Here is a 25,645-nt window from a genome sequence, read left to right as displayed (position 1 = left end):
GGCTCAGGCGCCAAGGTTTGCCGGCAGTGGGGCCTTCAGCCATTGCTCAGACAGACCGTTCAGTGTGCCGTCCTTAATGCCCTGCTCAATCAGCGCATCCACTTTTGCCTTCAGAGCCGGTTCGTTTTTCTTCAGGCCGATAAAGCACGGTGAATCTTTCAGCATAAAGCTCGGCACCGGGGCCTTATCGGCGTTCTGGCGGGAAATCGCCGCCACCACGAGGTTGCCGGTCGCCACGTACTGCACCTGTCCGGAAAGGTATGCAGAGAGCGTGGTGTTATTGTCTTCGTAACGTTTCACGTTGGCATCTTTCGGCGCCAGGCTGGTGAGTACCATGTCCTCCACCGCCCCGCGCGTCACGCCGATAGTTTTTCCGCTCAGCCCGGCGGCATCTTTCAGCTCGGCCCCTTTCGGGCCAAACACGCCAAGGAAGAACGGCGCGTAGGCGCGGCTAAAATCAATCACCTTCTCGCGCTCCGGGTTTTTCCCGAGGCTGGAGATGACCAGATCCACCTTATCGGTTTGCAGATACGGCACACGGTTGGCGCTGGTCACCGGCACGAGCTGCAGCTTGAGCTTCATCTGTTTCGCCAGATAGCGTGCCATGTCAATGTCGTAGCCCTGCGGCTGCAGGTCGGTCCCCACCGAGCCAAACGGCGGGAAGTCCTGCGGCACGGCAATGCGGAGGGTGCCGCGCTTCTCGATATCCTGAAGCTGGTCAGCCTTTGCAGGCAGTTGTGTGAAGAGGCATGCGGCCCCGGCCAGTGCAATCAACAGTTTTTTCATGGTGCTTCCCCGTAACGTTAACATGAAACAAAAGATTCTTTGAATGTGATTTTGCAACTAATGTGCCAGGTGAGGCGAAACGGGGGATATTCTTATAAAGCCTGATAAAACGCGGACGGAGCGAAAAATTGAGGATGTTCACGCCCCGCCACGTTGCACCATTTCAATGCAAAGCACCAGTCTGACGCCCCATTATCGTTGTTCGAGTTCGTCCAGCTGCTGATAAAGGGAAGCAATCTCGTGAATGCGCGGACGGCCTTTATCGAGACTGTCATGCAGGAAGGCATTCGCCAGCAGGTTGATCAGGCTGTTGACCGAGGAATAGCTGTCATAGGCCGAAACGCTGTCCAGCGGGGCGCAGAGCTGCCAGCTCGCCAGCGGAAACAGGCTGTGCGCCTGCGGCTCGCACATCAGCAGCACCGGAATACCGCTACTCTGAAGCTGCTGCATCAGCGGGCGGATAATGCGCGGACGGCGGCGAAAGGCCATCATCACCACCAGATCGTCAGGCGTTAAATCCACCAGCTCCTCGCTCAGGCTTTGCCCTGGCTGAGGAAGCACCAGCACCTGACCGCGCGCCTGCAGCAGCTGCTGGCGCAGGTGGAGCGCCGCGGGATAGGCGTTACGCATGCCAATAATGACAATGCGCCGCGCCTTCACCATGCAGGCCATGGCGTCGGCAAACTGCTGAGCATCGAGAGCATTGACCCACTGGGTCAGGTTCGCCATCTCCTGCTTATAATGGCGCGCCAGTAGCGTATTGCCCTGCACCGCGTCGCGGTTATCGGTAAGCGGCATCCCGCTCTGACGCAGGGTGCGCAGCTCGTCACGCATCTCTTTATACTTCTCATAGCCCAGACGCTTGAACAGACGGCTCACCGTGGCTTTCGATACCCCGCTCAGCTGCGCCAGCTCGGCACTGTTATAGCTAATAAGGTCGTCAAAATGATCGAAAATAAAATCCGCCACCCGCTGCTCCTGCGGCGACAGTGACGGGTATTGCGCTTTCAGTCGTTCATCAAGCTGTTCCATAACGCCTCTGTAACGTTTGTTTCATCTCATACTCACTATTCATTAAGCATGCCAGCTTCTGCGGCAACTGGCATGAAACTTTTTATTCAGAACTGGAACAGCTTTTGCAGCACCTTGTGACTTTCAGGGTTATGAGGACGCTTCATGCAAAGTAATGTCTCCACACACGGGATGGCTGTTGCCCCCCACCACCTTGCCAGCCAGAGTGCGCTGGCCGTCCTGCGCGAAGGCGGCAGCGCGATAGAAGCCATGGTCGCGGCGGCGGCCACCATTGCCGTAGTTTACCCGCACATGAACGGGCTGGGTGGCGATGGCTTCTGGCTTATCGTGCCGCCGGAAGGGGATCCGATCGCCATTGATGCCAGCGGTGCGGCGGGATCGCGCGCGACGCTCGCGGCCTACGACGGGCTCCCGCATATCCCCCATCGCGGCCCTCAGGCGGCGTTGACCATTGCCGGCACGGTGAGCGGCTGGGACGAGGCGCTGAAGGTCTCGCGCGAGATGACGGGCAAGGCGCTGCCGCTGTCCCGCCTGCTGGCCGACGCCATTGAGTACGCGCAAAACGGTACCCCGGTCACGGCGTCACAGGCGCATGCCACCGCCAGTAAATTTGACGAGCTAAAGGACGTTCCCGGCTTTGCCGAAACCTGGCTGGTGGACGGCAAGCCACCGCCGGTCGGGAGCCGTTTTTACCAGCCCGCCATGGCCACGACCCTTTCGCGCCTGGTGGAAGACGGTCTGGACAGTTTTTATCGCGGCCCGCTGGCGGAGGTGCTGGCGCAGGGTATGGAGACGCTGGGCCTGCCGGTCACGCTGGCCGATCTACACGCCCACGTCGCCCGGCGCACCACGCCGCTGAAGTTGCAGCATCAGCAGGGAGAAATTTATAACCACGCCCCTCCGACGCAGGGGCTGGTGTCGCTGGCGATACTCGGCATCACAGACCGCCTGAATATGGCGGAGGCTGACGATGCGGGGACGATTCACCGTATTGTTGAAGCCACCAAGCTGGCCTTTGGCCTGCGCGATGCGCACATTACCGATCCGCGCGAGCTGAAAACGGATATTCAGGCACTGCTGGCACCCACCGCCCTTCAGGCGCTTGCCGACAGGGTTGACGACAGCCGTGCCGCGCCGTGGGGCACCGGCAAAGGTCCCGGCGATACGGTGTGGATGGGCGTGATGGATAACAGCGGGCTTGCCGTGTCGTTTATCCAGAGTATTTATCACGAATTTGGCAGCGGCGTGGTACTGCCCGATACCGGCATCGTCTGGCAGAACCGGGGCGCATCGTTCAGTCTCGACCCCAGTCATCTTCTGGCCCTCGCGCCGGGCAAACAGCCTTTCCACACCCTGAACCCGGCGGCGGCGCGCCTCAAGGACGGGCGCATGATGGTCTATGGCTCGATGGGCGGCGATGGACAGCCGCAAACCCAGGCCACGCTGTTTACCCGCTATGTGGTCCAGGGTGCGCCCCTGCAGGAGAGCATCGCTCGCCCGCGCTGGCTGCTGGGGCGTACCTGGGGACAAACGTCGGACACGTTAAAACTGGAAGGACGCTTTTCGGGTGAGACCGTGTCACAGCTCAGGGCGCGTGGACACGACGTGGAGATCTTCCCGGACTTCAGTGAAGCCATGGGACACGCGGGGGCGATTGTTCGCCACCCCAACGGGCTGTTTGAAGGAGCGTTTGATCCGCGCAGCAACGGCGCGGCCGCCGGATTTTGAGGAGAGAATAATGACGACACAACAACCCGACTGGCATGCCTATCTCGCGCAAATGGAGACCGTTCTTGGCGTGACGCTGGATGATGCCCGCCGCGCCGAGCTGCAGGTACAGTTCAGCCGCATTGCCAGCATGGCCGCTCCATTGATGGCGCTGCCGCTCGATGACCGTCTGGAGATCGCAGGAGTTTATAAAGCATGACGCTACACGAGATGAGTATCAGCGCAATCCAGCAGGCGCTGAGTGCGGGCGAGCTGAGCGCCCATGAGATTGCCCGTCAGACGCTGGAGGCGATTGCGCGCGTGAATCCGCAGATCAACGCCTGGACCGCCGTGACGGAAGCGCGCATGCTCGCCGAGGCCGCGAATATCGACACCCTGCGCCGCGAAAAGCGCCCCCTGCCACCGCTGGCGGGCGTGCCCTATGCGGTGAAAAACCTGTTTGACGTTGCCGGGCATACTACCCTCGCCGGGGCCGAGCTGTTCAGCCAGCGCCCTCCCGCGGCCACTGACAGTTTTGCCGTACGTCAGCTGCGTAGCGCGGGCGGGTTACTGACCGGGATGGTGAATATGGATGCCTATGCCTACGGCTTTACCACCGAAAACAGCCACTACGGCGCGACGCATAACCCGCACGACCTGACGCGCATCGCGGGCGGTTCGTCCGGCGGTTCAGCCGCCGCCGTGGCCGCCGGGCTGGTGCATTTTTCGCTCGGCACCGACACCAACGGCTCCATTCGCGTTCCGGCATCCCTGTGCGGGATTTATGGCCTGAAACCCACCTTTGGCCGCCTGTCGCGATCCGGTAGCCATCCGTTTGTCGCGAGTCTGGATCATATCGGGCCCTTTGCGCGCCGCGTGTGCGATCTGGCGTCGGTGTACGACGCGCTGCAGGGGCGCGATACCCGCGACGGTTTTCAGGCAGAACGCTCGCGCGAGGAGACGCGTCCCCTGCTCGAACGCGGTCTGGACGGCCTGCGCTGTGCGGTGCTTGGCGGCTACTTCACCACCTGGTGCGACACGGAGGCCCGGGACGCCGTGGCGCGGGTGGCGAAGGCCCTCGACGTGCAGGAGGAGCTGCGGTTCCCCGACGCCGGGCTGGCGCGCTCCGCGGCGTTTATCACCAGCGCCTCGGAAGGGGGTAACCAGTACCTGCCCGCGCTTCGCCGCGAGCCTGAGCGTTTTGAACCCCATTCCCGCGAACGGCTTCTGGCAGGCGCGATGATCCCTTCCGCCTGGTATATTCAGGCCCAGCGGTTTCGCGCTCAGGCGCGTCAGGCGTTCAACGCCTTGTTTGAACAAGCCGATGTCCTGATCGCCCCCGCAACGCCGCGTAGCGCCACGCGGATCGGTGAGCAAACCATGGAGATTAACGGTCAGCCGCTGCCCATTCGCGCCAGCATGGGCATGCTCACTCAACCGATTTCGTTCCTGGGTTTGCCGGTGACCACCGTTCCGCTACGCACCGCCAGGGGTATGCCGATTGGCCTGCAGCTGATTGCCGCGCCGTTTAACGAGCAGGCCTGCCTGCGCGTCGCGCGCGTGCTGGAAGAGAGTGGCATCACCGATGCCCGCCCGGCGGAGGTGGTCGCATGATCAATCACGATGACATTAACCTGCCGTGGGTGGTAGCCGAAGTGACGGCGGTGTTTTACCGCTATGAAGATGCGCTAGTGAGCAACAACATTGCCGTGCTGGACGAGCTGTTCTGGCACGACAAAAACACGGTGCGTCTGGGGGCAGGTGAAAACCTGTACGGCATTGATGAAATCCGCGCCTTTCGTGCGGCGCGCCCGTCAGCCGGGCTGGCGCGAACGTTGCGTCACACCGTCATCACCACCTTCGGGGAGAATTATGCCGTGTGCAGCACCGAGTTTACCCGTGAAGGTAGCGAACGCATCGGCCGCCAGCAGCAGACATGGGTGCGGTTTGCCTGTGGGTGGCGGATCGTGGCGGCGCAGGTGAGTTTGATGTCGTAGTCGTAGGCCGGGTAAGGCGCAGCCGCCACCCGGCAAAACATCGCACAATTATTTCAGAAACGGATGCACCTCCCGCCAGTGGTCGGCAATCTGCTGGCGGGTACAGACCCACACCTGCTCATGCTGCTGCACGTAATCCAGGAACCGCTGTAGCGCGCGAAAACGCCCCGGCCGCCCCAGCAGGCGGCAGTGCATGCCGATAGACATCATTTTCGGCGCGCGTTCCCCCTCCTCGTACAGCACGTCAAAACTGTCCTTCAGATACGTATAAAACTGCTCGGCGGTGTTAAACCCCTGCGCGGTGGCAAAGCGCATATCGTTAGCATCCAGCGTATAGGGCACAATCAGGTGCGGTTTACGGGTCCCGTCGCTACAGGCCACTTCCGTCCAGAAGGGTAAGTCATCGCCATAATAGTCGCTGTCGTAGTCGAAGCCGCCATGCTCCACGACCAGCTGGCGCGTGTTGGGGCTATCGCGCCCGGTGTACCAGCCTGTGGGCGGTTTGCCAAACAGATCGGTCAGCACGTGCACCGCTTTATGCAGATGCTCACGCTCCTGGGCGATGCCCATGTGCTGATAGTGGATCCAGCGCCAGCCGTGGCTGACCACGTCATAATCCGCCGCTTTAATCGCTTCGACGATTTCCTGATGACGCGCCAGCGCCATCGCTACGCCAAAGACCGTCAGCGGCAGACCGCGTTTTTGAAATTCAGTGTGGATGCGCCAGAACCCGGCGCGGCTGCCGTATTCGTAGAGCGAGTCCATCGACATGTGCCTGTCCGGGTAGCTTGCGGCACCGATGATGTCCGACAGGAACTGCTCGGATCCGGCATCGCCGTGCAGAACGTGGTTTTCCGCTCCTTCCTCGTAATTGAGTACAAACTGCACGGCGATGCGCGCCTGATTCGGCCACCGCGCGTGCGGTGGGTTGCCTGCGTAACCGCGCAGATCGCGCGGGTAATCCTGTTCAAAAGTCCCCATTGCCACCCCCAAAAATTAAAATGGATTCAGTGCCTGAAATTGTCCGCTTAATGCTTTATTTTCCGGGAAGGCCAGATCCCCGTGCTTGCTGGTCGACAGCCCCAGCGCCACCAGCGATTCCACCATCTTCACCGCCGCGCTGACGCCGTCGATAACCGGCACGCACAGTTCGCGCGTCAGCTCCTGCGCCAGCGTCGCCATGCCGCCGCAGCCCAGCACGATGGCCCCGCAGCCATCCTCTTTCAGCGCCTGTATACAGCGCGCGCGCACCTTTTCCTGCGCCAGACCGCTGCCGTCTTCCAGCGCCAGCACCGGGAGATCGATGGCATGCAGCGCCGCGCAGTGGTCCTGAAAGCCATACTGATGCAGCAGATGGCGGGCGATAATCAACGTGCGCGGCAGCGTGGTGACCACCGAAAAGCGCGTCGCCACCAGCGTCGCCATATGCATGGCGGCTTCAGCAATCCCTACCACCGGCCCCTGGGCCAGCTCGCGCGCCGCCAGCAGACCCGGGTCGCCAAAGCAGGCAATAACGTGACCATCCACGCCCTGCTGTCTGCCGAGTTTGACCTGTTCGAGAACGCCCACGGCAGCAATGGCCTCGTCAAAGTGGCCTTCGATGGACGGCACGCCTGCGGTCGGGCAGACCGCGAGGATTTCCGTTCCCGGTGCAGCCACCGCACGGGCTGCCGCACCGATGGTTTCCGTCATGGCGTGGCTAGTGTTGGGGTTGATCACTTGTATACAGACAGACGACATTACGACTCCTTGTGGCCGGCAAACAGCCGGGCAAAATCAGGCAGACACTCGCCCGCCCGCTCGAAGCAGAGGCTGGCGACGATATGTTCAAAATGGTGCATTAAGGCCTCGCTGAGCGGCTGGAGCGCCTTCTGGCGCAGCAGATCCACCAGCTGTTCGTGATCGTTGCAGCGACAGCCCTGCCGCCACGGCGCGCCCCAGGTGGCAATCACCAGCGATGAACGCTGGCTCAGGCCGGTCACCATCTCCGTCAGCACCTGGTTGCCGGAGATGGCCTGTAGCTGAATGTGAAAATTGGCGGAGTGGCGGATCGCCGCCGGGCCGTCATAGGCCTCGTGCGCCTGCTGCTCCTGACGAATAATGGCCTCCAGTGCTGCCAGATGCGGCGGCTGGCAGTGGGCCAGCACGTCCGGCAGATTAGCGACCTCCAGCAGCGCGCGGGTGCGGAAGATGTGCCGCGCCTCTTCTACCGTCGGGCTGGCGACGTGTGCACCACGTTTGGGCGTTAAGGTGACCATTTGCACAGCGGCGAGTCGTTGCAGCACCTTTCGGATGCCGGTACGGCTCACGCCAAACACCTCGGCCAGCGCCTCTTCCGGCAATTTGCTCCCCGGCAGCAACTGATGTTCGACAATTGCGGTCATCAGCGCCTGAAAGATGGATTCGTCTTTGTCATGCAGGTCTGGCGCGGTCTGCAGGCCATTTACGTTGTTCATTCACCACTCCGTGCTTTACCTTTCGTTATCGAATCGTATACATAAAAATAAAATATTGCATACAAGATTTATTATTTTGGCCTGGATCCTGCAACACCGTTTGCACTCCCACTCAACGGGTTTTCATTCACAGGAGCAGGTTTCATGCCAAACAGTCAAAATGCGCAGCAGGGTACGGCCGCTGATTCCGGTGCGGTTTACAGCCCACGTCTTTGCAATGAGGATCTGGCACCCACGCGTGACCAGAACTGGAGCTGGTACAACATCTTTTCATTCTGGATGTCGGATGTTCACAGCATGGGGGGATATGTGGTCGCCGCGAGCTTCTTTACGCTCGGGCTGGCAAGCTGGCAGGTGTTACTCTGCCTGCTGGTGGGGATTTGTATTGTGCAACTGTGCGCCAACCTGGTCGCAAAACCGAGCCAGATGGCGGGCGTGCCCTATGCCGTGATCAGCCGTCAGGCGTTCGGCGTCTTTGGGGCGAACATTCCGGCGGTGATCCGCGGGCTTATCGCCTTTGCGTGGTATGGCATCCAGACCTACCTGGCCGCCAACGCCCTGATGCTGGTGGCACTGAAGTTCTGGCCGTCGCTCTCTTCACTCACCACCGGCGCGTTCCTCGGCCTGTCACATCTGGGCTGGATCTGCTTCGCCATCATGTGGGTATTGCAGGCGATGGTTTTCTGGCACGGGATGAGCGCCATCAAGCGCTTCATTGATATCGCCGGTCCGGCGGTCTACGTAGTGATGCTGGCCCTTGCGGGCTGGATTGTATACAAGACCGGTTTTGACGGAATCTCCTTTACCCTCGCCAGCAAATCCCTGACCGCGGGCGAGCAAACCTGGCAGATGATCACCGCGACCGCGCTGGTGGTCTCCTACTTCTCCGGCCCGCTGCTCAACTTTGGTGACTTCTCCCGCTACGGGAAAAGCATGGGGGAGATCCGCCGCGGTAACCGCTGGGGTCTGCCGTTTAACTTCCTGCTGTTCTCCATCGTCACCGTGGTGATTGTCTCCGGTACCCAGTCGCTGTTTGGCCGCATGATCACCGACCCGATTGAAACCGTCAGCCGCGTGGGTAACGATCTGGCCGTGGCGATTGGCCTGCTGACGATGATCACCGCCACCATCGGGATTAACATTGTGGCGAACTTTGTCTCGCCAGCCTTTGATTTCTCTAACTGCTCGCCGCAGAAGATCAGCTTCCGCACCGGGGGAATGATTGCTGCCGTCGGCTCGATCCTGCTCACCCCGTGGAACCTGTTCAACTCACCGGAGTTAATCCACTACACCCTGGACGTGCTCGGGGCGTTTATCGGCCCGCTGTTCGGCATACTGATTGCCGATTTCTACCTGATTAAACGCGGCAAGGTGTCGGTTGACGACCTGTTCGATGACACGCCAAAGGGCAAATACTGGTATCGCAACGGCTTTAACCCGAAAGCCATCGGCGCGCTGATCCCGTCCGTTGCCGTGGGCCTGGTGATTAGCTTTATCCCGGCCCTGCATGAGGTGGCGAACTTCAGCTGGTTTATCGGCGTCTTCCTCGGCGGCGTGACCTACCGCTGGCTGGCGCGGGAAGATCGCGAGACGGCAGGCGCGACGACGTTCAGCTCCCGCGTGGCAACGCAAAAAGAGTAACCCTTCCCTCCTCCTCTGGCCGCAGCGTAACTGCGGCCCGTTCATTCTGGCACTGTTCTTGCTGCGCTTTCTCACCCCGCTACGCAAACACGAAGGCAGGAACCATGATGGAATACCAGACTGCGATACGCGGTACATTTTTTGACATTGCCCAGGTCTGCGACAGCGCAGACACCATTGCCGAACACGCGCGCTACCTTGAGGACGGGCTGCTGTTTATTCAGAATGGCCACATTCTGGCGCACATGGCGTGGCAGGAGGGCGAGCAGTATCTTGACCCGCACAAAGGCTACACTGACCTGCGCGGCAAGCTGCTGCTGCCCGGTTTTATCGATACCCATGTGCATTATCCGCAAACGGAGATGATCGGCGCCTTTGGCGAGCAGCTGCTGGAGTGGCTGACCACCTATACCTTCCCGGTGGAGAGCCAGTTTGCCGATGAAGCCTACGCGAAAGAGATCGCCGAATTTTTCATTAACCAGCTGGTGAGCAATGGCACCACCACCGCGCTGGTGTTCTGCACGCTGCATCCGGAATCGGTCGAGGCGCTGTTTACTGAGGCGCTGCGCCTCAACATGCGCCTTATCGCCGGGAAGGTGATGATGGACAGACACGCGCCGGACTACCTGAGCGAGGACGCGAAACAGAGCTACCGGCAGACGCGTGAGCTGATCCAGCGCTGGCATCACCGGGGGCGGCTGGGCTATGCCATTACGCCACGCTTTGCCCCGACGTCATCCCCCGAGTTGCTCGCCGCGGTCAGCCTGCTGAGAGAGGAGTTTCCGGATACCTGGCTGCAAACCCATCTGAGCGAAAACCCAAACGAAGTGGCCTGGGTGAACGACCTCTGGCCGGAGCATGAACGCTATCTGGACGTGTATCACCACTACGGCCTGACCGGCGAGCGCAGCGTGTTTGCCCACGCCATCCACCTGCACCACAGCGAGTGGCAATGCCTGCATGACACCGGTTCGGCGGTGGCGTTTTGCCCCACCTCGAACCTGTTTCTCGGTAGCGGGCTGTTTCGCCTGCCCGCCTGCTGGCAGCACAGAGTGAGGATGGGCATCGGCACTGACGTGGGTGCGGGCACCACCTTCAGCATGCTGCTTACCCTGGGGGAAGCGTACAAGGTGGGTCAGCTCCAGAGCTACCGTCTCCGCGCCAGCGAGGCGTTTTACCACGCCACGCTGGGCGGCGCGCACGCCCTCCGGCTTGACGAGAAGATTGGCAACTTCACGCCCGGCAAAGAGGCGGATTTCGTCGTCATCGACCCGGACGTAACGCCGCTGCAGCGCCTGCGCAATCGCCGCTGCCAGGACATTTACGAGCAGCTCTTTGTGCTGATGACCCTGGGCGATGAGCGCAACATCAGCGAAACCTGGGTCAACGGCGTGCAGGTGTGGTCAGCTGCCCCGGTAGGTTGACCAGCCGCCGGGCGCAATCACAAACGGCAGATGGAAATGCTCGTCTGCCGATTCTCCCGTCACAAACTCAATCTGCGCGCAGGGATAGATCGTCTCGCGGCCTGTGTCGCTAAACCACTTACCGATTTCGGCCACCAGCCGGTAGCGGCCTTTTGCCAGGTTCGGGACGAATTCTGTGATGCGCCCACTGGCGTTCGTGACGCCAGTCGCCATGATCTCCCCGTCCCGCTCAAGATGAACCGTCACGCCCTCGGCGGGTTTCCCCGTTGAAATATCGAGAATATGGGTGCTGAGTGTGCTCATTCGCTAATGACTCCTTCCAGCCGCAGCAGCGTAATTTCCCGCAGCTCTTCCAGCGCGGTCAATACTTCCTGCGTATCGTTGTTTTCCAGCCGCGCGTTCAGCGCCTGTAAGATCTCTTCTCCGCTGCGGCCCTTCGCGCGGATAAGAAAGACCCGTCCGAAACGGGCTTCATAGCGGGCGTTACCCTCCCGTAACGCCTGCGTCAGGGCAGCATCGCGGTCATTCACCGCGCCCTGTTCCTGCCGCGACAGTGCTGCCTCCGCCTGGGAACCCGCTGGCTTTTCCCCAATACGCGGATGGGCGCTCAGGGCTTGCGTTAACGCCGTCTCATCCCAGCGTTGCGCCAGCGCCAGTGCCGTACTGAACACGTCTTCCCGGCGGGAATAGGGCCGCCCGCGCACCAGGGCTTCAGCCCAGCCGGGGATCGCCACGCAGGGGTGGATCCGCGCGAGAGCCTCTTTCTCAGGAAGCCGATTAAAGTCGTGCAGTGCGATCATAGTATCTCCTTGATTATCCTCTTTCAGGTCATTGCACAAACCACGCCACTCCTTTGCCTGAGCGTGAAACAGTTGATTCCGTATAGCTCAACTGGAAATTTTTGATTCAAAAAAAGGCAAGCTCACCACGTCTGCGCACCTTAGCAGTGCAAACCTGCCCTTCACAACGCCGTTTTCACCCCGTTGCAGCCTGGTACGCAAATTGCTGAATGGCTTTACACCCTGCAAAAGGAGAGAAGCATGAAAGCAATCGTTATTGGTGCGGGAATTGGCGGCCTGAGCGCCGCTGTTGCGCTGAAGAAAGCGGGCATCGACTGTACCGTGTTTGAAGCCGTCAAAGCGATCAAGCCCGTCGGGGCGGCCATCTCCATCTGGCCTAACGGCGTGAAATGCATGCAGCACCTCGGCATGGGCGACATCATCGAGACGTACGGCGGGCCGATGCGTTTTATGGCCTACAAAGATTACCGGCGCGGCGATACCCTGACCCGCTTTAGCCTCGCGCCGCTGGTCGAGCGCACCGGCGGGCGTCCCTGCCCCGTCTCGCGCGCGGAACTTCAGCGCGAAATGCTGGACTTCTGGGGGCGCGATAACGTGCAGTTTGGCAAGCGCGTCGAACGTGTCCGGGAAGATGACGCGGGCGTGAGCGTCACCTTCACCGATGGCACCGCGGCAACCGGGGATTTTCTGATTGCCGCCGACGGCAGCCACTCGGCGGTTCGTCCGTATGTGCTGGGTTATACGCCGGAGCGCCGCTACGCCGGTTACGTGAACTGGAACGGGCTGGTGAAGATTGATGAAGAGATTGCCCCGGCGCACCAGTGGACCACCTTCGTTGGTGAGGGCAAACGCGTATCGCTGATTCCCGTCTCCGGCGGACGCTTCTACTTCTTCTTTGACGTGCCGCTCCCTGCGGGTCTGGCAGAAGATCGCACCACCCTGCGTGCCGATCTCACGGGCTACTTCCGCGGCTGGGCGCCGCCGGTGCAAAAGCTTATCGCCGCGCTCGATCCTGACACCACTAACCGGATTGAAATCCACGACATCGAACCGTTCGATACCCTGGTGCGCGGCAACGTCGCGCTGCTTGGCGATGCCGGGCACAGCACCACGCCGGATATCGGCCAGGGCGGCTGTGCGGCGATGGAAGATGCCGTGGTGCTGGGCGAATGCCTGCGAGAGAACCACAACATTACGCTGGCGCTGCGACAGTACGAAGCGCTGCGCTGCGACCGGGTGCGTGACCTGGTGCTGAAGGCGCGCAAACGCTGCGACGTCACCCACGGCAAAGACATGACGTTGACGCAGGCCTGGTATCAGGAGCTGAAAGAGGAGACCGGGGAGCGCATCATCAACGGTCTGTGCGAGACCATTCAGGGCGGCCCGTTAGGCTGAACAAGAGGGACAACGATGAAAAGAGAACCGACTCCACCCGCCCACTGCACCTTTGAGCCAGAGGACTGGCTGCGCCTGGCGAAATGCTGGCATCCCGTTGCACGCGCCTGCGACATCGGCCCGGCACCGGTTAAAGCAACCCTGCTGGATGAACATCTGGTCATTTACCGGATTAACGACCAGGTCGTGGTCGGCCGGGATGTCTGTCCGCACCGCGGCGTGCCGCTGACGCTGGGCTTTCACGATGAGCACGGCATTATTTGTCCGTACCACGGCTTACGCTTCGGAGAGGACGGGCGCTGCAACCGTATCCCGTCCAGCCCCGACCAGCCCGTTCCGGCGAAGCTGAACCTGATTAACTACGCCGTGGAGGAGCGCTTTGGCCTGATCTGGACCTGTCTGGCCTTTGACCCGGACAATCCGGTACCGCTGCCCGCCATGCCGCACTGGGATGACGACGGATTCCAGCAGATTAACTGCCCGGCGTTCGAGGTGAATGGCTTCGCCGGTCGCCAGGTGGAAGGATTTCTGGACGTGGCGCACTTTGCCTGGATCCACACCGATACCTTTGCCGATCCCAATAATCAGCTGGTTCCCACCTATCAGCCGCAGGAGACGCCGTTCGGTTTCGTGGCCGATTACTGGAGTTCCGTGAGCAACTATCCCGCCAGTTCAGACGTCCAGGCTCCGGAGGGCTTCCAGTGGCTGCGTCATTTTGAAATGCATCTGCCGTTTACCGCCACGCTGACGATCCATTTCCCGGGGGAATCCCGACTGGTGATTATGAACGCCGCGTCGCCGGTATCATCGCGGGTGACCCGGATGTTCGCCCCTATCGCGCGCAACTTCGATCTGCATATTCCGGTGGAAGATGTGCATGCCTTCAATCTGCGCATTTTTGAAGAAGACCGTCTGATGGTCGAAACCCAGCGCCCGGAAAGCCTGCCGCTGGATCTGACGCTCGAAGCCCATATCCCGGCGGATAAAAGCTCGATTGCCTACCGTCGGGGACTGAAAAAGATGGGATTCGGCGAATTTTTCCTGGTATGACGGAGGCCAATATGTTGAGCGTTATCGTTGATGGGCTGTGGCGTGAGGGGGATAAAAGCCTCGCCGTCAGGCTGGTGGCGGAAAACGGCGCCGCGCTACCGGCGTGGCAGCCCGGCGCGCATATTGATGTACACCTGCCCTGCGGCCTGGTGCGCCAGTATTCCCTGACCGGAGCCTGTGAGGACGAAGGGTATCTTATCTGCGTGGGGCGCGAAACCGCCTCGCGCGGCGGGTCGCGCTACGTTCACGAGACGCTGCGGCCTGGACAGAAACTCACGATCTCCACCCCACGCAATCTGTTCCCGCTCGTTCAGGCAGAGCGGGTTTTACTCCTGGCTGCGGGCATTGGCATTACGCCGCTGTTTGCGATGGCCCTGCAGCTGAAGGCGGCCGGAACGCCGTTTACGCTGCATTATTACGTTAAAAATCGCGAAAGCGCGGCGTTTGTTCAGGAACTCTCAAAGTACGGTGAGTGCATCATTCATACCCTCAGCCCCCGCTCAGCGCTGGCAGAACATCTCCCCATACCGGAAGCGGGACTGCATGCCTGGGTGTGCGGACCTGCGGGTTTTATGGAGAAAGTCCGCAATGTGGCAAAGACGAAGGGATGGGATAACGCCCACATTCACAGCGAGGCGTTTCAGCCTGCTGCGCCTGCCGCTGGTCATGAAACCGGCGAGATCTTTACCGTTAAACTGGCCTCCACCGGGGAGCGCTGGCCGGTGCCTGCGGATAAGACCATTGCCCAGGTCTTACAGGCAAACGGCGTAGACGTACCGCTGTCCTGTGAAATGGGGATCTGCGGCGCCTGCCTGACGCCGGTGATTGACGGCGTGGTGGATCACCGGGACAGCGTGCAGTCGGAGGCGGAAAAAGGCGCAACAAACCAGCAGGTGGCGCTCTGCTGCTCGCGGAGCCATTCGGGGGAGCTGGTGATTGGGCTGTAAAACGACATCAACATTTTAGCGGCCCTTCTTGCCGGGTGGCGCTGTGCTTACCCGGCCTACAATCCGTAACAATATCAATATATTGCACTATTCATTGTAGGTCCGTGCAAGCGTAGCGCCGCCGGGCGAAACTCACACATCGCTTTTTGCCAGCCCGTAAACGGGATCGCTATCCTGCCACGCGTACTCAATATGGCTGGCCTGCTCGCGCGCCAGGGCATCATCGCCCTGTAATCGCGCCGCCAGGGTAAAGGCGAAATCAAATACGTTACCCAGGCCGCGACCGCTCAGCAGATTGCCGTCTTCCACCACCTCGGCATCGACGTACCTGCCCTCGCTGACTGTTTTCCACAGATCGCCGGAACAGACGTAGCGGCGCCCCTTCAGCAGCCCGTTACCGCCCAGCACACGGGCGGCGGCGGAACAAATCGGGCAGATATATTTGCCCATTTCATCGTGGCGGCGGACGAAGGCGATGACCTCCGCGCTTTTCGCCAGGTTAACGCTGCCCTCCGGGCCGCCCGGTAACACCACGGCGTCAAAGGTGCAATCGAAACTGGCTTTGAGGGTGCTGTCCGCCACCATTGAGATGGCGTGATAGCTCACCACTTCGCGGCTCTCGCCGCAGGCAATCGTCTGCACCGTAATATTCAGGCGACGCAGGATATCGATGGTGACGATCGCTTCCCCCTCTTCAAAACCGGGGGCCAATAGCACGGCTACGCTTTTCATTTTGCTCTCCATGGCTTCAGGGTTACCAGTACGGGTGCCAAATCTGTCGCAGCCGCGCCAGCAGCTCGAGATAGAAATAGTCTCCCCAGCTACAGCACTGATCGACCCCCTTGCCGCTGCCCATATGATAAACCGAGTGTTGCAGCAGCCCTTCGGTCGGATCGTCGTCGTGGGCAAGGTAGTTATCGGTCAGCGACAGCGCAATACGCAGCGCCATCTCTTCGTAATACGCACGGTTTGCGTCGAGCGTCGGCAGCGCCTTGACCAGCTCCAGCAGACCGCAAGCGGCAATCGCCGCCGCTGAACTGTCGCGCACGGCGTCAGTACCGAGCAGCGCCAGATCCCAGTGGCACACATCATCTTCCGGCAAACGGTTGAGGAAGTAATGTGCCAGGCTGCGTGACAGCTCAACCATCTGCTTATCGCCGGTGTGCTGATAGCTGAGCAGGAAGCCGTAAATGCCCCATGCCTGCCCGCGCGACCAGCACGAGGTGTCGCTGTAGCCCTGATGGGTATTACCAAAGCGCGGCTCACCCGTCTGGACATCCATATAGTATGTGTGATACGTCGAGGCATCTTCCCGCACGATATAGTTTGCAGCCTGTCCGGCGTGAGCCGTCGCCGCTTGTGCATAGCGCGGATCCCCGGTCTGTTCGCTGGCCCAGTACAGCAGCGGCAGGTTCATGTTGCAGTCGATGATCATTCGCCCCTGCTGCTCCGGGTCGTTTAAATCACCCCATGCCTGGATAATCCTGGCCGTTGGGTTAAAACGCTCCATCAGGCGCTCGGCTGCCAGCAGCGCCGACCGGCGAGCGGCTTCGTTGCCGGTGAGGCGCCAGGCGCTGATGCAGGAGAGCGAATAGAGAAAACCAAGATCGTGCGTTGCCGTGTCGATACGCTGCTCAATACGCCGGGCGAACGACGGTAAATAGCGCTCGGCGGCGTCGCGATAATGCGCTTTGCCCGTCATCTCCCACGCCAGCCACAGCTGGCCTGGCCAAAAACTGGTGGTCCATTCCACGTTATCGGTGCGCGGCCAGACGCCCTTCTCACAGGCTTCGCCGGGGAATTTATCGCCGAAGGCAACAATATTTTTGTCGAGCTTGCGCGTTACGCGGGTTAACGCCGCTTCCAGCTTCTGGCTCAGGGCCAGGCGATCGACCTGATGCAGTTCGATCGGCCGCAGCGCTTCGGTGATAACAGATTTGGTCATAACAACTCCTGAATTAATGTTTGGCCGGTTCAACCGGGGCGGAATCTAATGCCGGAGCAAAGGGGCGTGAGACATCGCACTTCGACTGGCAGCGCGACAGCGTAAAGGCGGAAATCAGCGTAAATATCAGGGCGCAGCAGCCCATCAGCAGATAGGTATGCTCAAAGCCTATCCTGTCGTACAGATAGCCAGCAGGTGGGGCGACCACAATCGACCCCACGTAAATCATCGCCTGGTAGCCCAGCAGGTACATCGTGGCGTTAACCCGACGATGGAAATGTTCGGCGATGTATTTGAAGACCGAGATCAGCAGCAGCGCGATCTCGACGCCATAAAACGGTTTGATGATAGAGATCACTATCGGGTCACTGGTGAGTCCGGAGGCGATCAGCCGAGCCCCGACCACGCAGCCGCAGAACACCAGGCCGCGCTTGGCGCCGTAGTGATTCACCAGCCACGGGATACACATCATCATCAGGAATTCCATACCCGACTGGACGGTGCTCAGGTAGCCGTACCAGGCATTTCCCTGCTCTTTGGTGGCGAAGAATGATACGAAGTAGCGCGGGAATTGCTGTTCGGCGATAAACATCATCCACGCCACCCCGGCGACGTAGAGGCTGAACATCCAGAATTTGCGGTTTTTCAGGAGCATCAGCACATCGGCAAAGACAATCTTATTGGCGGAAATAACGCTGTTATTACGCAGCTGCTCATCGCCGATTTTGAGGCTAATCAGCACCAACAGCATTAGTACCGAGGTACCGCTGCTGAGCAGAAAGTTGGCCAGCGGCGTGACGTTAAACAACAGCCCGGAGACCGAAGCCGCCATCGCCCAGCCCAGCGAACCCCACATTCTGATGCGGCCAAACTCCAGCCCGTACAGGCGGCTAAAGCGGTCAGCGTAAGATTCAGACGCCGCCACGCCAGCGTACCAGCCCAGGCTCAGATATAGCGCGCCGATGATAATCCCGGCCATCGCATGGCTTTCCAGCAGCGGCTGGTACACCAGCGCAAAAAACGGCGCCATCAGCGCAGAAATGGCGCAGACAAAATAGAGCAGCCACTTGCTCATGCCGATTTTGTCCATGATGTAGCCATACACCGGCTTCAGGACCACCGCGAAGACGCCATTGATGGCGAACACGCTGCCGATAGTGATGCTATCGAGGCCCACTTTCTGGCTCAGCCACAGGGCGTACAGGCCAAAGCTGGATGACCAGGTGAAGAAGTAGAGAAAAATAAAGGTACTCATTTTGTACTGTGCGGCGCGTACGGACGATGATGTGCTCATAGCGATGTCTCCGGGGCCAGAACGAGCGTCGTTTCTTGTCGTGCCATCACGAAGCGTACCGCGTCATCGCTAATGAAGGCCTGCGGGCAGTGTTGCGGATCGAAGCCTGCGGCATTTCCCGCCCACACCGCGCTTATCAGCAAATGCGTGCCGGGATCGAGTTCGCCGCGCAGCAGCGGCACTGCAGCGCGCTCGGCAAACAACAGATTACTGTTTGGCGGCGTCACCACCGTTTCGCCGCGGCGGGCGTGCGGATGTAAACAGAAAATGGCTGAGGCATCCTGGGCATTGCGTAACCAGCAGGCGCTTTCCATCTCCTGCGCCTGCGGCTGTGGGCGGTTCGCGAGGCTAAAGCCCCCTTCCGCGCAATCCAGCTCGCGTTGAGTATTGATACGATGGACGCGCAGTTGCCAGTCGCCCAGCGCCAGCAGCCAGCTCTCAATCACCACATCGCGCCACGGCAGCCAGCGGCTGTAAATGGTGCCGTCAGCGGTGACCACGTGCTGGCATTCACGGCGGCCACGCCAGTAGTTATCTTTTTCGGCCAGCAGCAGCATCGAATCGGGTGCGGCATGGTTCAGGCCGTAGCGCCCGCGTTCGAGGGTGAAGCCAAAGCGGGTGGAATAGGCAAATTTGCAGTATTTCGCTTCGGTATTCACGAAGTTGTTTAGCTCCAGCTGGCCGGACGTCAGCATCCACAGGTGATCGGCCTGATGCACCACCACCTGATCCGCGTGGGCTATCGTGTGCTGCGCGGGCAATGGCGGCAGCGGCAGCTCGGCCGCCTGCCAGAAGGCGTCGCCCTCATCTAATGCCAGTACCAGCAGGGTCTTCAGGCCCCAGTACGGTGAACCCGGCGCGTTGTAGTCTTCCGCCATCGCCAGATTCGGGTAGCTGTAGCCGACGCTCAGTATGCCGTCACGGTCGAATATCGGCTGCTTCAGCCACCAGCGCAGATGGCGCAGCACGATGCCCTTAATCACGCCCGGCGAAAAGACCTCCAGCCCGGCGAAAGCCGCCGCACTCCAGAACGCCGCCTCGGCAAAGCGGTAGGTCAGGCTACGGCCAAACGGGATCGCCGCGCCGTCTTCGGCAAAGAAATGAATGAAGTCAGAGGAGAAACGCGCGGCGCGATCGCGCAGGGTTGCGCACCGCGTTGGATCAACATCGGCCATTAGCTTCGCGTAAATCAGTCCATAGAAATGGAAGCCCATCGAGATGTAATAGTCGCGCGGCCGGCCCGGTCCATCGGAGTACCAGCCATCGCCAAGATAGTAGTGCTCCATGGCAGCGAAATGCTTTTCCAGCGCCTGCGGATGGGTCGACATGTCACAATAATGGAAGCCAACCTGCACCAGAATCGGAAAGAAGTGCCAGTTGTTATCGGGGATATCCTGGGTCTCGCACTGCTTTAGCCAGCGCCATAGATTCTCTTTCTCCGTCTCAGTGAAATGTGCCAGTACGGTTTCGCCCGCCAGCGCCAGCAGTAAGCCGTAAGCCGCCATTTCGACGATTCGCTGATCGAAAGGACCGACATCGCCCCAGTAATCAGCATGCTGCGGATTGGTGCCGTTTTTTATCGCCTGTAAATAGAAAGAGAAGTGTTGCGGCTCGCTGCCGCCAGCCAACAATGGCGTGATGCCCCACAGCAGACGGGAAAAGGTTTCCATGCTCGCGACCTGCTGGCCGTAGTGAGCGGTAAAGTTCGCTAAATCAATGCGGCTGGCGTCTTTTTTAAAATAAGGCGTCACCGCGTTCAGCATATCGTTAACCAGCCGCAGTACCTCATCACGGCTCGTCAGTGGGTTATCCACATGAATATTTTCAGGTTGCACAGGGTCCTCCCGCATAACACGAGGGTAGAGATAAGTTATTGTTATTTGGCTTTTTAAAGCCACGAGTGCGACGTCTGAATGAAGAGTAACCGCTTTTATTCCCGGTGCTGAGTGAGCAGACTCACAAAATTAAACCGGCATTTCATTTTTGCTGGATTTTGTCGATCGAGAGAGGGATAAATTACAAATGATGGTCTAAAAATTTAAATCTGTTGTCCTGGAGGGAAAATGGGTGAAACGCAACTGCTGGAACGCATTACGCTCGATCGGCAGGCCATTTCATTTAACCGCATGTACACCACCAGCGCGGTTTACTACCACTGGCATCAGTGCGTTGAATTGCTCTATATTTCCAGCGGTTATGGCATCGTGGTGGTGGACAATCAGCACTACACCGCCCGTCCGGGGCGTTTATTTGTCTTCCCGCCCTTCCGTTTGCACAAAGTGCAGGTCGATCATAGCGATAAGAACCCCTATCACCGCACCACCATGCACATTGCGCAATCGGTCGTCGAAAGTGCGCTCAGCACCTTTCCGCGCCATCAGGCCCGCTTCGCCTCGCTGGCCGCCAGCAATCTCCCGGCACAAATTTACGATCTCAGCACGCACGCGGCGTTTATTGAGAGAATACTTGAACAGTTTCAGCGCCTGGAGGACAACGCGCAGACCGAAGCCTGCGAGGTGGCATTTCTGGTGATGCAGTTGATGACATGTCTGCCCGAGCAGCCGCAGCCCTACCCGCCGCGCCAGCAGACCGTCGCCTCGCGGATAATGAGCTGGGTCGAAGCCCACTATGCCAGCAAGTTTTCGCTCGATCGGTTAGCGCACGACCTGGGGCTCTCGCGAAGCTATACCTCACGCATTTTCCGCCAGCAGACCGGCGGTAGCATCCACGAATATTTGCTGACCCGGCGGATTAAAAGCAGCTGCGATCTGTTACGGTACAGCGATGAGCCTGTTGACGCCATTGCACTGGCAGTGGGGTTTAGCGAGGTGACCTATTTCATTACCTGCTTTAAAAAGATGATGCGTAAGACGCCGCTGCAGTATCGACGGAGTAACTCCGGCACCAGAATTCCCGGTTAAGGCGGTTTTAACAAACAAAAAACCCAGGTCGCATAACGACCTGGGTTTCGAATTTGGCGGAAGCGTAGAGATTCGAACTCTAGAACCCTTTCGGGTCGCCGGTTTTCAAGACCGGTGCCTTCAACCGCTCGGCCACGCTTCCAAAGTGAGGCGCACTATAAACATCTATTAGCGCCTTGTAAAGCAGGAATTTTTCTATTTCTACGCCCTGGCGTTTAACTGCGCAAAAAATCGCTCATTCCCCGATCCCCGCGTCGCTCTCTCCCACTTGTACATACCGTTACACGGCAACGCTCATCCTTCTAAATCGCTCTGGTATAGAATGCCCCAAAATAGACGGCCATTTGTTGTGTAATTGTTATAAAGCCGATTATCAACGGATTTTAGAAAATTGCCGCCATGTAGTCTTACTGGTTAATGATGAAAATCAAAAATACGTTTTGCTTACATATCCTGATGGCAGCCCTGGCCATTTTATTCCTCAGCATTCACCCGCTGGTGACCAGCTTTGATCCGCCGCTTAAATTCCAGCCGCTGATCAAATCCATGGCGGGCACACCGAAAGAACAAGCGGAAAAAATTGCCACCATTTCCCATGCCCTGGAGGGGAATGCCATTTTCTTCATTGGCGCCTCTGAAGTTGCCACCTCTGAAGATGAACATTACGCGGTCTATCATTATTTTAATCAGCAATTACACCAACCCGTCGTGGCGTATGGCGATGCGTTTGTCGATGATGAAACACAATTTTTACTGTTTTCACGTTTTAAAAATAGCCTTAACGCAAACAGTAAAGTGGTTTTATTGTTGGCACCTGACAGCTTTTACTCAAAAGGTCTGCCACCCGCTATCTATGCGGATAATTTTCCGGGCTCTGTTTTTGATCCCCTGATGAAGGATCCGCAGGCACGTCCGATCCTCGTGAATTATTTAAAACATATTGATGCTAAAGAGATAAGCCATTTAACCTTTGGGCAAATGCGTGTCTTCGGCTGGCACCCCGATCTGATTTGGGATGAGATCGGTTTCCAGTTCGCTAATTTTTGTACCCTGATAAAAAACGACTGGCTGTCGCTGCTCAATATCAGGCCTGAGACGGCGCAACCCTGGCCGCAACAGCCAACCACCCACATGACTCCGGACTGGAATAAAGAGCTGGCGAATGCCCGTGAATTAAATAAAGTTCGCCAGCAAAGCGCGGCGACCCTGTGGATGGACAAAACGATTTACGAAGAGGACGGTAAGCCGCAGCAGTGGGATGACACGCCGGTGGTGCCCGGCCAATTCGCTGCGTTCAGGAAAACCGTCCAGCTGCTGAAGGCACATCACGTGCAGGTCATTGCTATCGTCGACCCGGTTAACCCGTGGGCGCTTTACCATACCGACACTTTCCGCCCGTACGATAAGCAAATTCAATCCATTCTGAAAGAGAACCAGATCCCTTATTTAGATATGTACGCTATGCCTTATCAGAATGGCTGGAACTGGGACCGACTGCACCCGACTGAACTGGCCTGGGTGCCTATGCTTCGCTTTATTGCACAGAGTTTTAAATAATGAAAATCGCGATCCGTCTGTTTATCCTTTATCTCCTGCTTGGGATCACCATCGTCGCGTGGACCGCTGTCGATGACAGCATGAGTATGCAACTGCATTTTGAATATCAGAAATTCTGAGGCCGAATGATGTACAGCTCAGGACTGTTTTTTGTCTGTTTATTTTCATCGGCAGGGGTATTTGCGCTGATTAATCGCCTGCTGCGCCATCGCCTGACCTGGTTATCGTCCTTGGTCGTCCTGACAGCATTAGGCTGGGGCTATATTTTTCAGGGCGATTATCGTATTCCGGCGATCGTTTTTGGCTGTTTTTATCTTTTCGCCACGTTAAAAGAAAAAGGATGGTTAAAAACCTGGCAGGCGATCGTGTTAACGCTGCTGCCACTGTTTTTGGTGAAATTACATTTTAATCACCATCTCGGCATGATCGGTCTCTCTTTTATGACCTTTCGCGCGGTGGATGTGCTGTTGTATCGCAGTAAAAAAGAGGGCCAGAATATTCTGCACTATTTCTGCTACCTCTTTATGCCCTTTATTATTCTGGCCGGGCCGATGTACCGCTGGCGGACATGGATGAGCGATGTGAATAAACCCGCATTCACCCTTAACCGTGAACAATGTTTAACAGCGTTAGAGCAGATCGTCACCGGCATCATCCAGAAGTTCCTGTTTGCCATGCTGATCGATTCGCTTGTGGTGCAGCCCTGGAGCCATAAGCCATTTTCGCTGACCGTCGGCGTGGTGATGTCGATTGCTTACAGCGCCTATCTGTACTTTGATTTTGCAGGTTACAGCAATATGGCCATCGGTGCCGGGCGCTTATTCGGGCTGAATATTCCGGCAAACTTCAATATGCCGCTGCTTGCAAAGAACCCTCAGGACTTCTGGCGGCGCTTCCACATCAGCCTGTCTGAATGGCTGCGCGATGTGGTGTTTATGCCCGTCTATATGAACCTGATGAAGTTCAACTTTTTCCGTCAGAACAAAACGCTGGCGCAAAATATCGGTATTTTTTGCACCCTGTTCTGCATGGGGGCATGGAATGGCCTGGAACGCCATTATGTCATCAGCGGCGCGCTGTTTGGCGCCATTTCTGTCGCACACAACATGCTGCTGTGGTCAGCCAAACGCAGCCCGGCATTACACCGCGGTTTGCAGTATCCGGCAGTTGCGTTTTTGGGGCGAATTCTGACGCTGGGCAGCGCCGCAGGATCCCTTTACATCTTTAGTGGAATGTCTCCTCTATGAAATATCACACCGATCTACAGGAACTGCAGGATTTCTTACGTGCGGCATTGCGCGATCCCGCCTCCCCGCAGCAGCTGGCCATCACGGGTAGCGACGAAACCCTCAGCTGGCTACAGCTTTCCGCCGCCGTGATGGACTGGGCGGAACGCTATCAACGCTGCAAGCCTATCGAAGGCACACCGGTCGTATTATATGGTCATCAGCAGGCCGAGTTCGCCGTGGCGATTTATAGCTGCCTGTTGCACAACATTCCGTACATCCCGGTGGATTGCATCTACCCGCAGGAGCGGCTCCGGGAGATTTGTAGCCTGGCCAGTGTCCCTTACTATTACGACGTTGCAACCCGGCAGTTTATTGCCACCGGTGAAGCGGGCAAGGTCCTGGAAGAGCAGGATCTGGCCTATATCATGTTTACCTCAGGCAGCACCGGCAAACCGAAAGGCGTGCAGATTGGACGTGAGAGCGTCTGGCACTTCATGAAATGGGTCAGCCAGGACTTTTCCCTGCCGGCAAAACCGGTGCTGATGAACCACGCGGTGTTCAGCTTTGACCTCTCCCTGATCCCTTTGCTGGCGAACCTGGCGATGGGCGGACACATCGTGCTCAACGCCAAAGAGGCTATTCAGAAAGAGAACTGGCTGGCGCGACTCAAAAGAAACGCGGTCTCCGCCTGGGTGTCCACGCCCTCTTTTGCCTACCAGCAGCTGCTGTCCCCGCAGTTTAACAGCGAGTATTTGCCTGAACTCGGCGTCTTTATCTTCATTGGTGAAGTGCTCAATAAAGCGCTGGTTAAACAGCTGCGCCGCCGTTTCCCGCAGGCCAAAATCATCAACTCCTATGGCCCAACGGAAGCGACCATTGCGACGACGGTGGTTGAAATTACGGATGAGATCCTCAACCAGGACAGCGCCGTGCTGCCGGTGGGGGTCATGATGCCGGAGAGCAGAATGGACATTTCCGCCGAGGGCGAGCTGATTATCTGGGGTAAAAACGTCATGCGCGGCTACCTCGGCCTGCCGCAGGAGAACGCGGCAAAATTACTGCATCGGGAAGATGACGCGTGTCGCGGCTACCGGACCGGCGATCTGGGTTATGAAGCGGGGATGATCTATTGCCAGGGTCGCAACGATAGTCAGGTCAAACTGAATGGCTACCGTATTGAAATCAACGAGATCGAAAACCGTCTGCTGGCCATGTCCGGCATTAATGAAGCGGTAGTGATGCCGCTGATGAAACCCTGCGGCAGCGTGCTGCGTATTGCCGCGTTCTGCGTGACGGAAATGGCACCGGACACGATCAAAACCTCGCTGTCGAAAGTGGTTCCCCACTATATGGTGCCTTCACAAATTATCGTAAAAGACGCGTTGCCGCTGAACCCTAACGGCAAAATTGACCGCAAATTGCTGGACGCTTACGCCCGCACTCATTAATTATCCAGGAAACATA

General features: G+C 58.4%; 23 protein-coding genes, 1 tRNA gene and 1 pseudogene. 13 read left to right on the top strand and 12 right to left on the bottom strand.

Translation table 11 applies throughout. The annotated features are described in order from the left end of the window. Positions 1 to 3: 3 nt before the first annotated feature. Positions 4 to 786, bottom strand: a complete 783-nt coding sequence (locus ACOTYN_RS16645; protein WP_014883294.1) for a transporter substrate-binding domain-containing protein — start codon at positions 784 to 786, stop codon at positions 4 to 6. Positions 787 to 978: 192 nt separating this feature from the next. After that, complete coding sequence (hpxU, locus tag ACOTYN_RS16640; RefSeq protein WP_014883293.1) at positions 979 to 1,818, bottom strand: MurR/RpiR family transcriptional regulator HpxU; 840 nt, start codon at positions 1,816 to 1,818, stop codon at positions 979 to 981. Between the two features lie 144 nt (positions 1,819 to 1,962). On the opposite strand from hpxU, the gene hpxW reads away from it, so the two are divergent. Genes hpxW through hpxZ form a run of 4 tightly spaced genes read left to right on the top strand, consistent with a single transcriptional unit; the run spans position 1,963 to position 5,522 of the window. Further along, positions 1,963 to 3,546, top strand: a complete 1,584-nt coding sequence (gene hpxW / locus ACOTYN_RS16635) for an oxamate amidohydrolase (RefSeq protein ID WP_332957175.1) — start codon at positions 1,963 to 1,965, stop codon at positions 3,544 to 3,546. 10 nt (positions 3,547 to 3,556) lie between these two features. Further along, the gene (hpxX, locus tag ACOTYN_RS16630; RefSeq protein ID WP_023332649.1) at positions 3,557 to 3,745 is read left to right on the top strand and encodes an oxalurate catabolism protein HpxX; all 189 of its coding nucleotides are present in this window, start codon (positions 3,557 to 3,559) and stop codon (positions 3,743 to 3,745) included. Continuing rightward, positions 3,742 to 5,139, top strand: a complete 1,398-nt coding sequence (locus ACOTYN_RS16625; protein WP_332957172.1) for an AtzE family amidohydrolase — start codon at positions 3,742 to 3,744, stop codon at positions 5,137 to 5,139. Before hpxX ends, ACOTYN_RS16625 begins: the two co-directional genes overlap by 4 nt. Beyond that, positions 5,136 to 5,522, top strand: coding sequence for an oxalurate catabolism protein HpxZ (gene hpxZ, locus ACOTYN_RS16620; RefSeq protein WP_045281270.1), 387 nt, complete (start codon positions 5,136 to 5,138; stop codon positions 5,520 to 5,522). Before ACOTYN_RS16625 ends, hpxZ begins: the two co-directional genes overlap by 4 nt. A 48-nt stretch (positions 5,523 to 5,570) precedes the next feature. Here hpxZ and puuE read toward each other — a convergent pair whose 3' ends face one another. The 3 genes and pseudogenes from puuE to ACOTYN_RS16605 all read right to left on the bottom strand — a co-directional run bounded on the left by puuE (position 5,571) and on the right by ACOTYN_RS16605 (position 7,978). Beyond that, positions 5,571 to 6,470: an allantoinase PuuE gene (puuE, locus tag ACOTYN_RS16615; protein WP_240498832.1), complete on the bottom strand. Its 900-nt coding sequence runs from the start codon at positions 6,468 to 6,470 to the stop codon at positions 5,571 to 5,573. Then, positions 6,391 to 7,262 (bottom strand): annotated as a pseudogene (locus ACOTYN_RS16610) (aspartate/glutamate racemase family protein); the annotation flags it as partial. The gene puuE and the pseudogene ACOTYN_RS16610, both read right to left, overlap by 80 nt. Then, positions 7,262 to 7,978 carry a GntR family transcriptional regulator gene (locus ACOTYN_RS16605; RefSeq protein ID WP_014883286.1) on the bottom strand — a complete coding sequence of 239 codons (717 nt, stop codon included), beginning with the start codon at positions 7,976 to 7,978 and terminating at the stop codon, positions 7,262 to 7,264. The gene ACOTYN_RS16605 and the pseudogene ACOTYN_RS16610, both read right to left, overlap by 1 nt. A 144-nt stretch (positions 7,979 to 8,122) precedes the next feature. Between ACOTYN_RS16605 and ACOTYN_RS16600 the strand changes: the two genes are divergently transcribed. Both ACOTYN_RS16600 and guaD read left to right on the top strand, forming a co-directional pair. Then, positions 8,123 to 9,619: an NCS1 family nucleobase:cation symporter-1 gene (locus ACOTYN_RS16600; RefSeq protein WP_023332644.1), complete on the top strand. Its 1,497-nt coding sequence runs from the start codon at positions 8,123 to 8,125 to the stop codon at positions 9,617 to 9,619. A gap of 107 nt (positions 9,620 to 9,726) precedes the next feature. Further along, positions 9,727 to 11,043, top strand: a complete 1,317-nt coding sequence (gene guaD / locus ACOTYN_RS16595) for a guanine deaminase (protein ID WP_332957169.1) — start codon at positions 9,727 to 9,729, stop codon at positions 11,041 to 11,043. Here the strand turns inward: guaD and uraH are convergent. Together uraH and uraD are read right to left on the bottom strand one after the other, a co-directional pair. Next, positions 11,023 to 11,346: a hydroxyisourate hydrolase gene (gene uraH, locus ACOTYN_RS16590; RefSeq protein WP_023332642.1), complete on the bottom strand. Its 324-nt coding sequence runs from the start codon at positions 11,344 to 11,346 to the stop codon at positions 11,023 to 11,025. The two genes, guaD and uraH, sit on opposite strands and share 21 nt — an antisense overlap. Continuing rightward, positions 11,343 to 11,843 (bottom strand): 2-oxo-4-hydroxy-4-carboxy-5-ureidoimidazoline decarboxylase, encoded by a 501-nt coding sequence (gene uraD / locus ACOTYN_RS16585; protein WP_332957166.1) that lies wholly within the window; start codon positions 11,841 to 11,843, stop codon positions 11,343 to 11,345. Before uraD ends, uraH begins: the two co-directional genes overlap by 4 nt. A 240-nt stretch (positions 11,844 to 12,083) precedes the next feature. Between uraD and hpxO the strand changes: the two genes are divergently transcribed. From hpxO to ACOTYN_RS16570, 3 genes are read left to right on the top strand one after another with little or no spacing between them, the layout of a single operon-like run. Next, entirely contained in the window at positions 12,084 to 13,238 is a 1,155-nt protein-coding gene (gene hpxO, locus ACOTYN_RS16580; protein WP_332957164.1) for an FAD-dependent urate hydroxylase HpxO, read from the top strand. 15 nt (positions 13,239 to 13,253) lie between these two features. After that, complete coding sequence (gene hpxD, locus ACOTYN_RS16575; RefSeq protein WP_332957162.1) at positions 13,254 to 14,288, top strand: molybdenum cofactor-independent xanthine hydroxylase subunit HpxD; 1,035 nt, start codon at positions 13,254 to 13,256, stop codon at positions 14,286 to 14,288. A gap of 11 nt (positions 14,289 to 14,299) precedes the next feature. Beyond that, on the top strand, positions 14,300 to 15,235 hold the full coding sequence (locus ACOTYN_RS16570) for a PDR/VanB family oxidoreductase (RefSeq protein ID WP_014883279.1): 936 nt from the start codon (positions 14,300 to 14,302) through the stop codon (positions 15,233 to 15,235). Positions 15,236 to 15,367: 132 nt separating this feature from the next. Here the strand turns inward: ACOTYN_RS16570 and ACOTYN_RS16565 are convergent, their stop codons facing one another. The 4 genes from ACOTYN_RS16565 to ACOTYN_RS16550 are packed head-to-tail and all read right to left on the bottom strand — an operon-like array spanning position 15,368 to position 20,309. Then, the gene (locus ACOTYN_RS16565; protein ID WP_014883278.1) at positions 15,368 to 15,967 is read right to left on the bottom strand and encodes a DJ-1/PfpI family protein; all 600 of its coding nucleotides are present in this window, start codon (positions 15,965 to 15,967) and stop codon (positions 15,368 to 15,370) included. 22 nt (positions 15,968 to 15,989) lie between these two features. Next, on the bottom strand, positions 15,990 to 17,180 hold the full coding sequence (locus tag ACOTYN_RS16560) for a glycoside hydrolase family 88 protein (RefSeq protein ID WP_023332637.1): 1,191 nt from the start codon (positions 17,178 to 17,180) through the stop codon (positions 15,990 to 15,992). Positions 17,181 to 17,193: 13 nt separating this feature from the next. Continuing rightward, positions 17,194 to 18,474: an oligosaccharide MFS transporter gene (locus ACOTYN_RS16555; protein ID WP_014883276.1), complete on the bottom strand. Its 1,281-nt coding sequence runs from the start codon at positions 18,472 to 18,474 to the stop codon at positions 17,194 to 17,196. Further along, positions 18,471 to 20,309, bottom strand: coding sequence for a DUF2264 domain-containing protein (locus ACOTYN_RS16550; RefSeq protein WP_332957157.1), 1,839 nt, complete (start codon positions 20,307 to 20,309; stop codon positions 18,471 to 18,473). Before ACOTYN_RS16550 ends, ACOTYN_RS16555 begins: the two co-directional genes overlap by 4 nt. Positions 20,310 to 20,537: 228 nt before the next feature. On the opposite strand from ACOTYN_RS16550, the gene ACOTYN_RS16545 reads away from it, so the two are divergent. Continuing rightward, positions 20,538 to 21,395 (top strand): AraC family transcriptional regulator, encoded by an 858-nt coding sequence (locus ACOTYN_RS16545; RefSeq protein WP_096218160.1) that lies wholly within the window; start codon positions 20,538 to 20,540, stop codon positions 21,393 to 21,395. Between the two features lie 54 nt (positions 21,396 to 21,449). Here the strand turns inward: ACOTYN_RS16545 and ACOTYN_RS16540 are convergent. Further along, positions 21,450 to 21,537: transfer RNA gene (locus ACOTYN_RS16540), tRNA-Ser, on the bottom strand. A gap of 278 nt (positions 21,538 to 21,815) precedes the next feature. Here ACOTYN_RS16540 and ACOTYN_RS16535 point away from each other — a divergent pair. From ACOTYN_RS16535 to ACOTYN_RS16525, 3 genes are all read left to right on the top strand, one after another. After that, on the top strand, positions 21,816 to 22,952 hold the full coding sequence (locus tag ACOTYN_RS16535; protein WP_045134641.1) for a D-alanyl-lipoteichoic acid biosynthesis protein DltD: 1,137 nt from the start codon (positions 21,816 to 21,818) through the stop codon (positions 22,950 to 22,952). A gap of 128 nt (positions 22,953 to 23,080) precedes the next feature. Then, positions 23,081 to 24,199 (top strand): MBOAT family O-acyltransferase, encoded by a 1,119-nt coding sequence (locus ACOTYN_RS16530; protein WP_058689798.1) that lies wholly within the window; start codon positions 23,081 to 23,083, stop codon positions 24,197 to 24,199. Beyond that, positions 24,196 to 25,629 (top strand): AMP-binding protein, encoded by a 1,434-nt coding sequence (locus ACOTYN_RS16525; RefSeq protein WP_332957154.1) that lies wholly within the window; start codon positions 24,196 to 24,198, stop codon positions 25,627 to 25,629. Before ACOTYN_RS16530 ends, ACOTYN_RS16525 begins: the two co-directional genes overlap by 4 nt. Positions 25,630 to 25,645: the final 16 nt, after the last annotated feature.

Source organism: Enterobacter cloacae complex sp. IR5458 (genome assembly GCF_049238025.1).
GTDB classification, from domain to species: domain Bacteria; phylum Pseudomonadota; class Gammaproteobacteria; order Enterobacterales; family Enterobacteriaceae; genus Enterobacter; species Enterobacter kobei.
The sequence above is the reverse complement of the archived record's forward strand: the minus strand, read 5'-3'. Positions and strand labels throughout refer to the sequence as shown.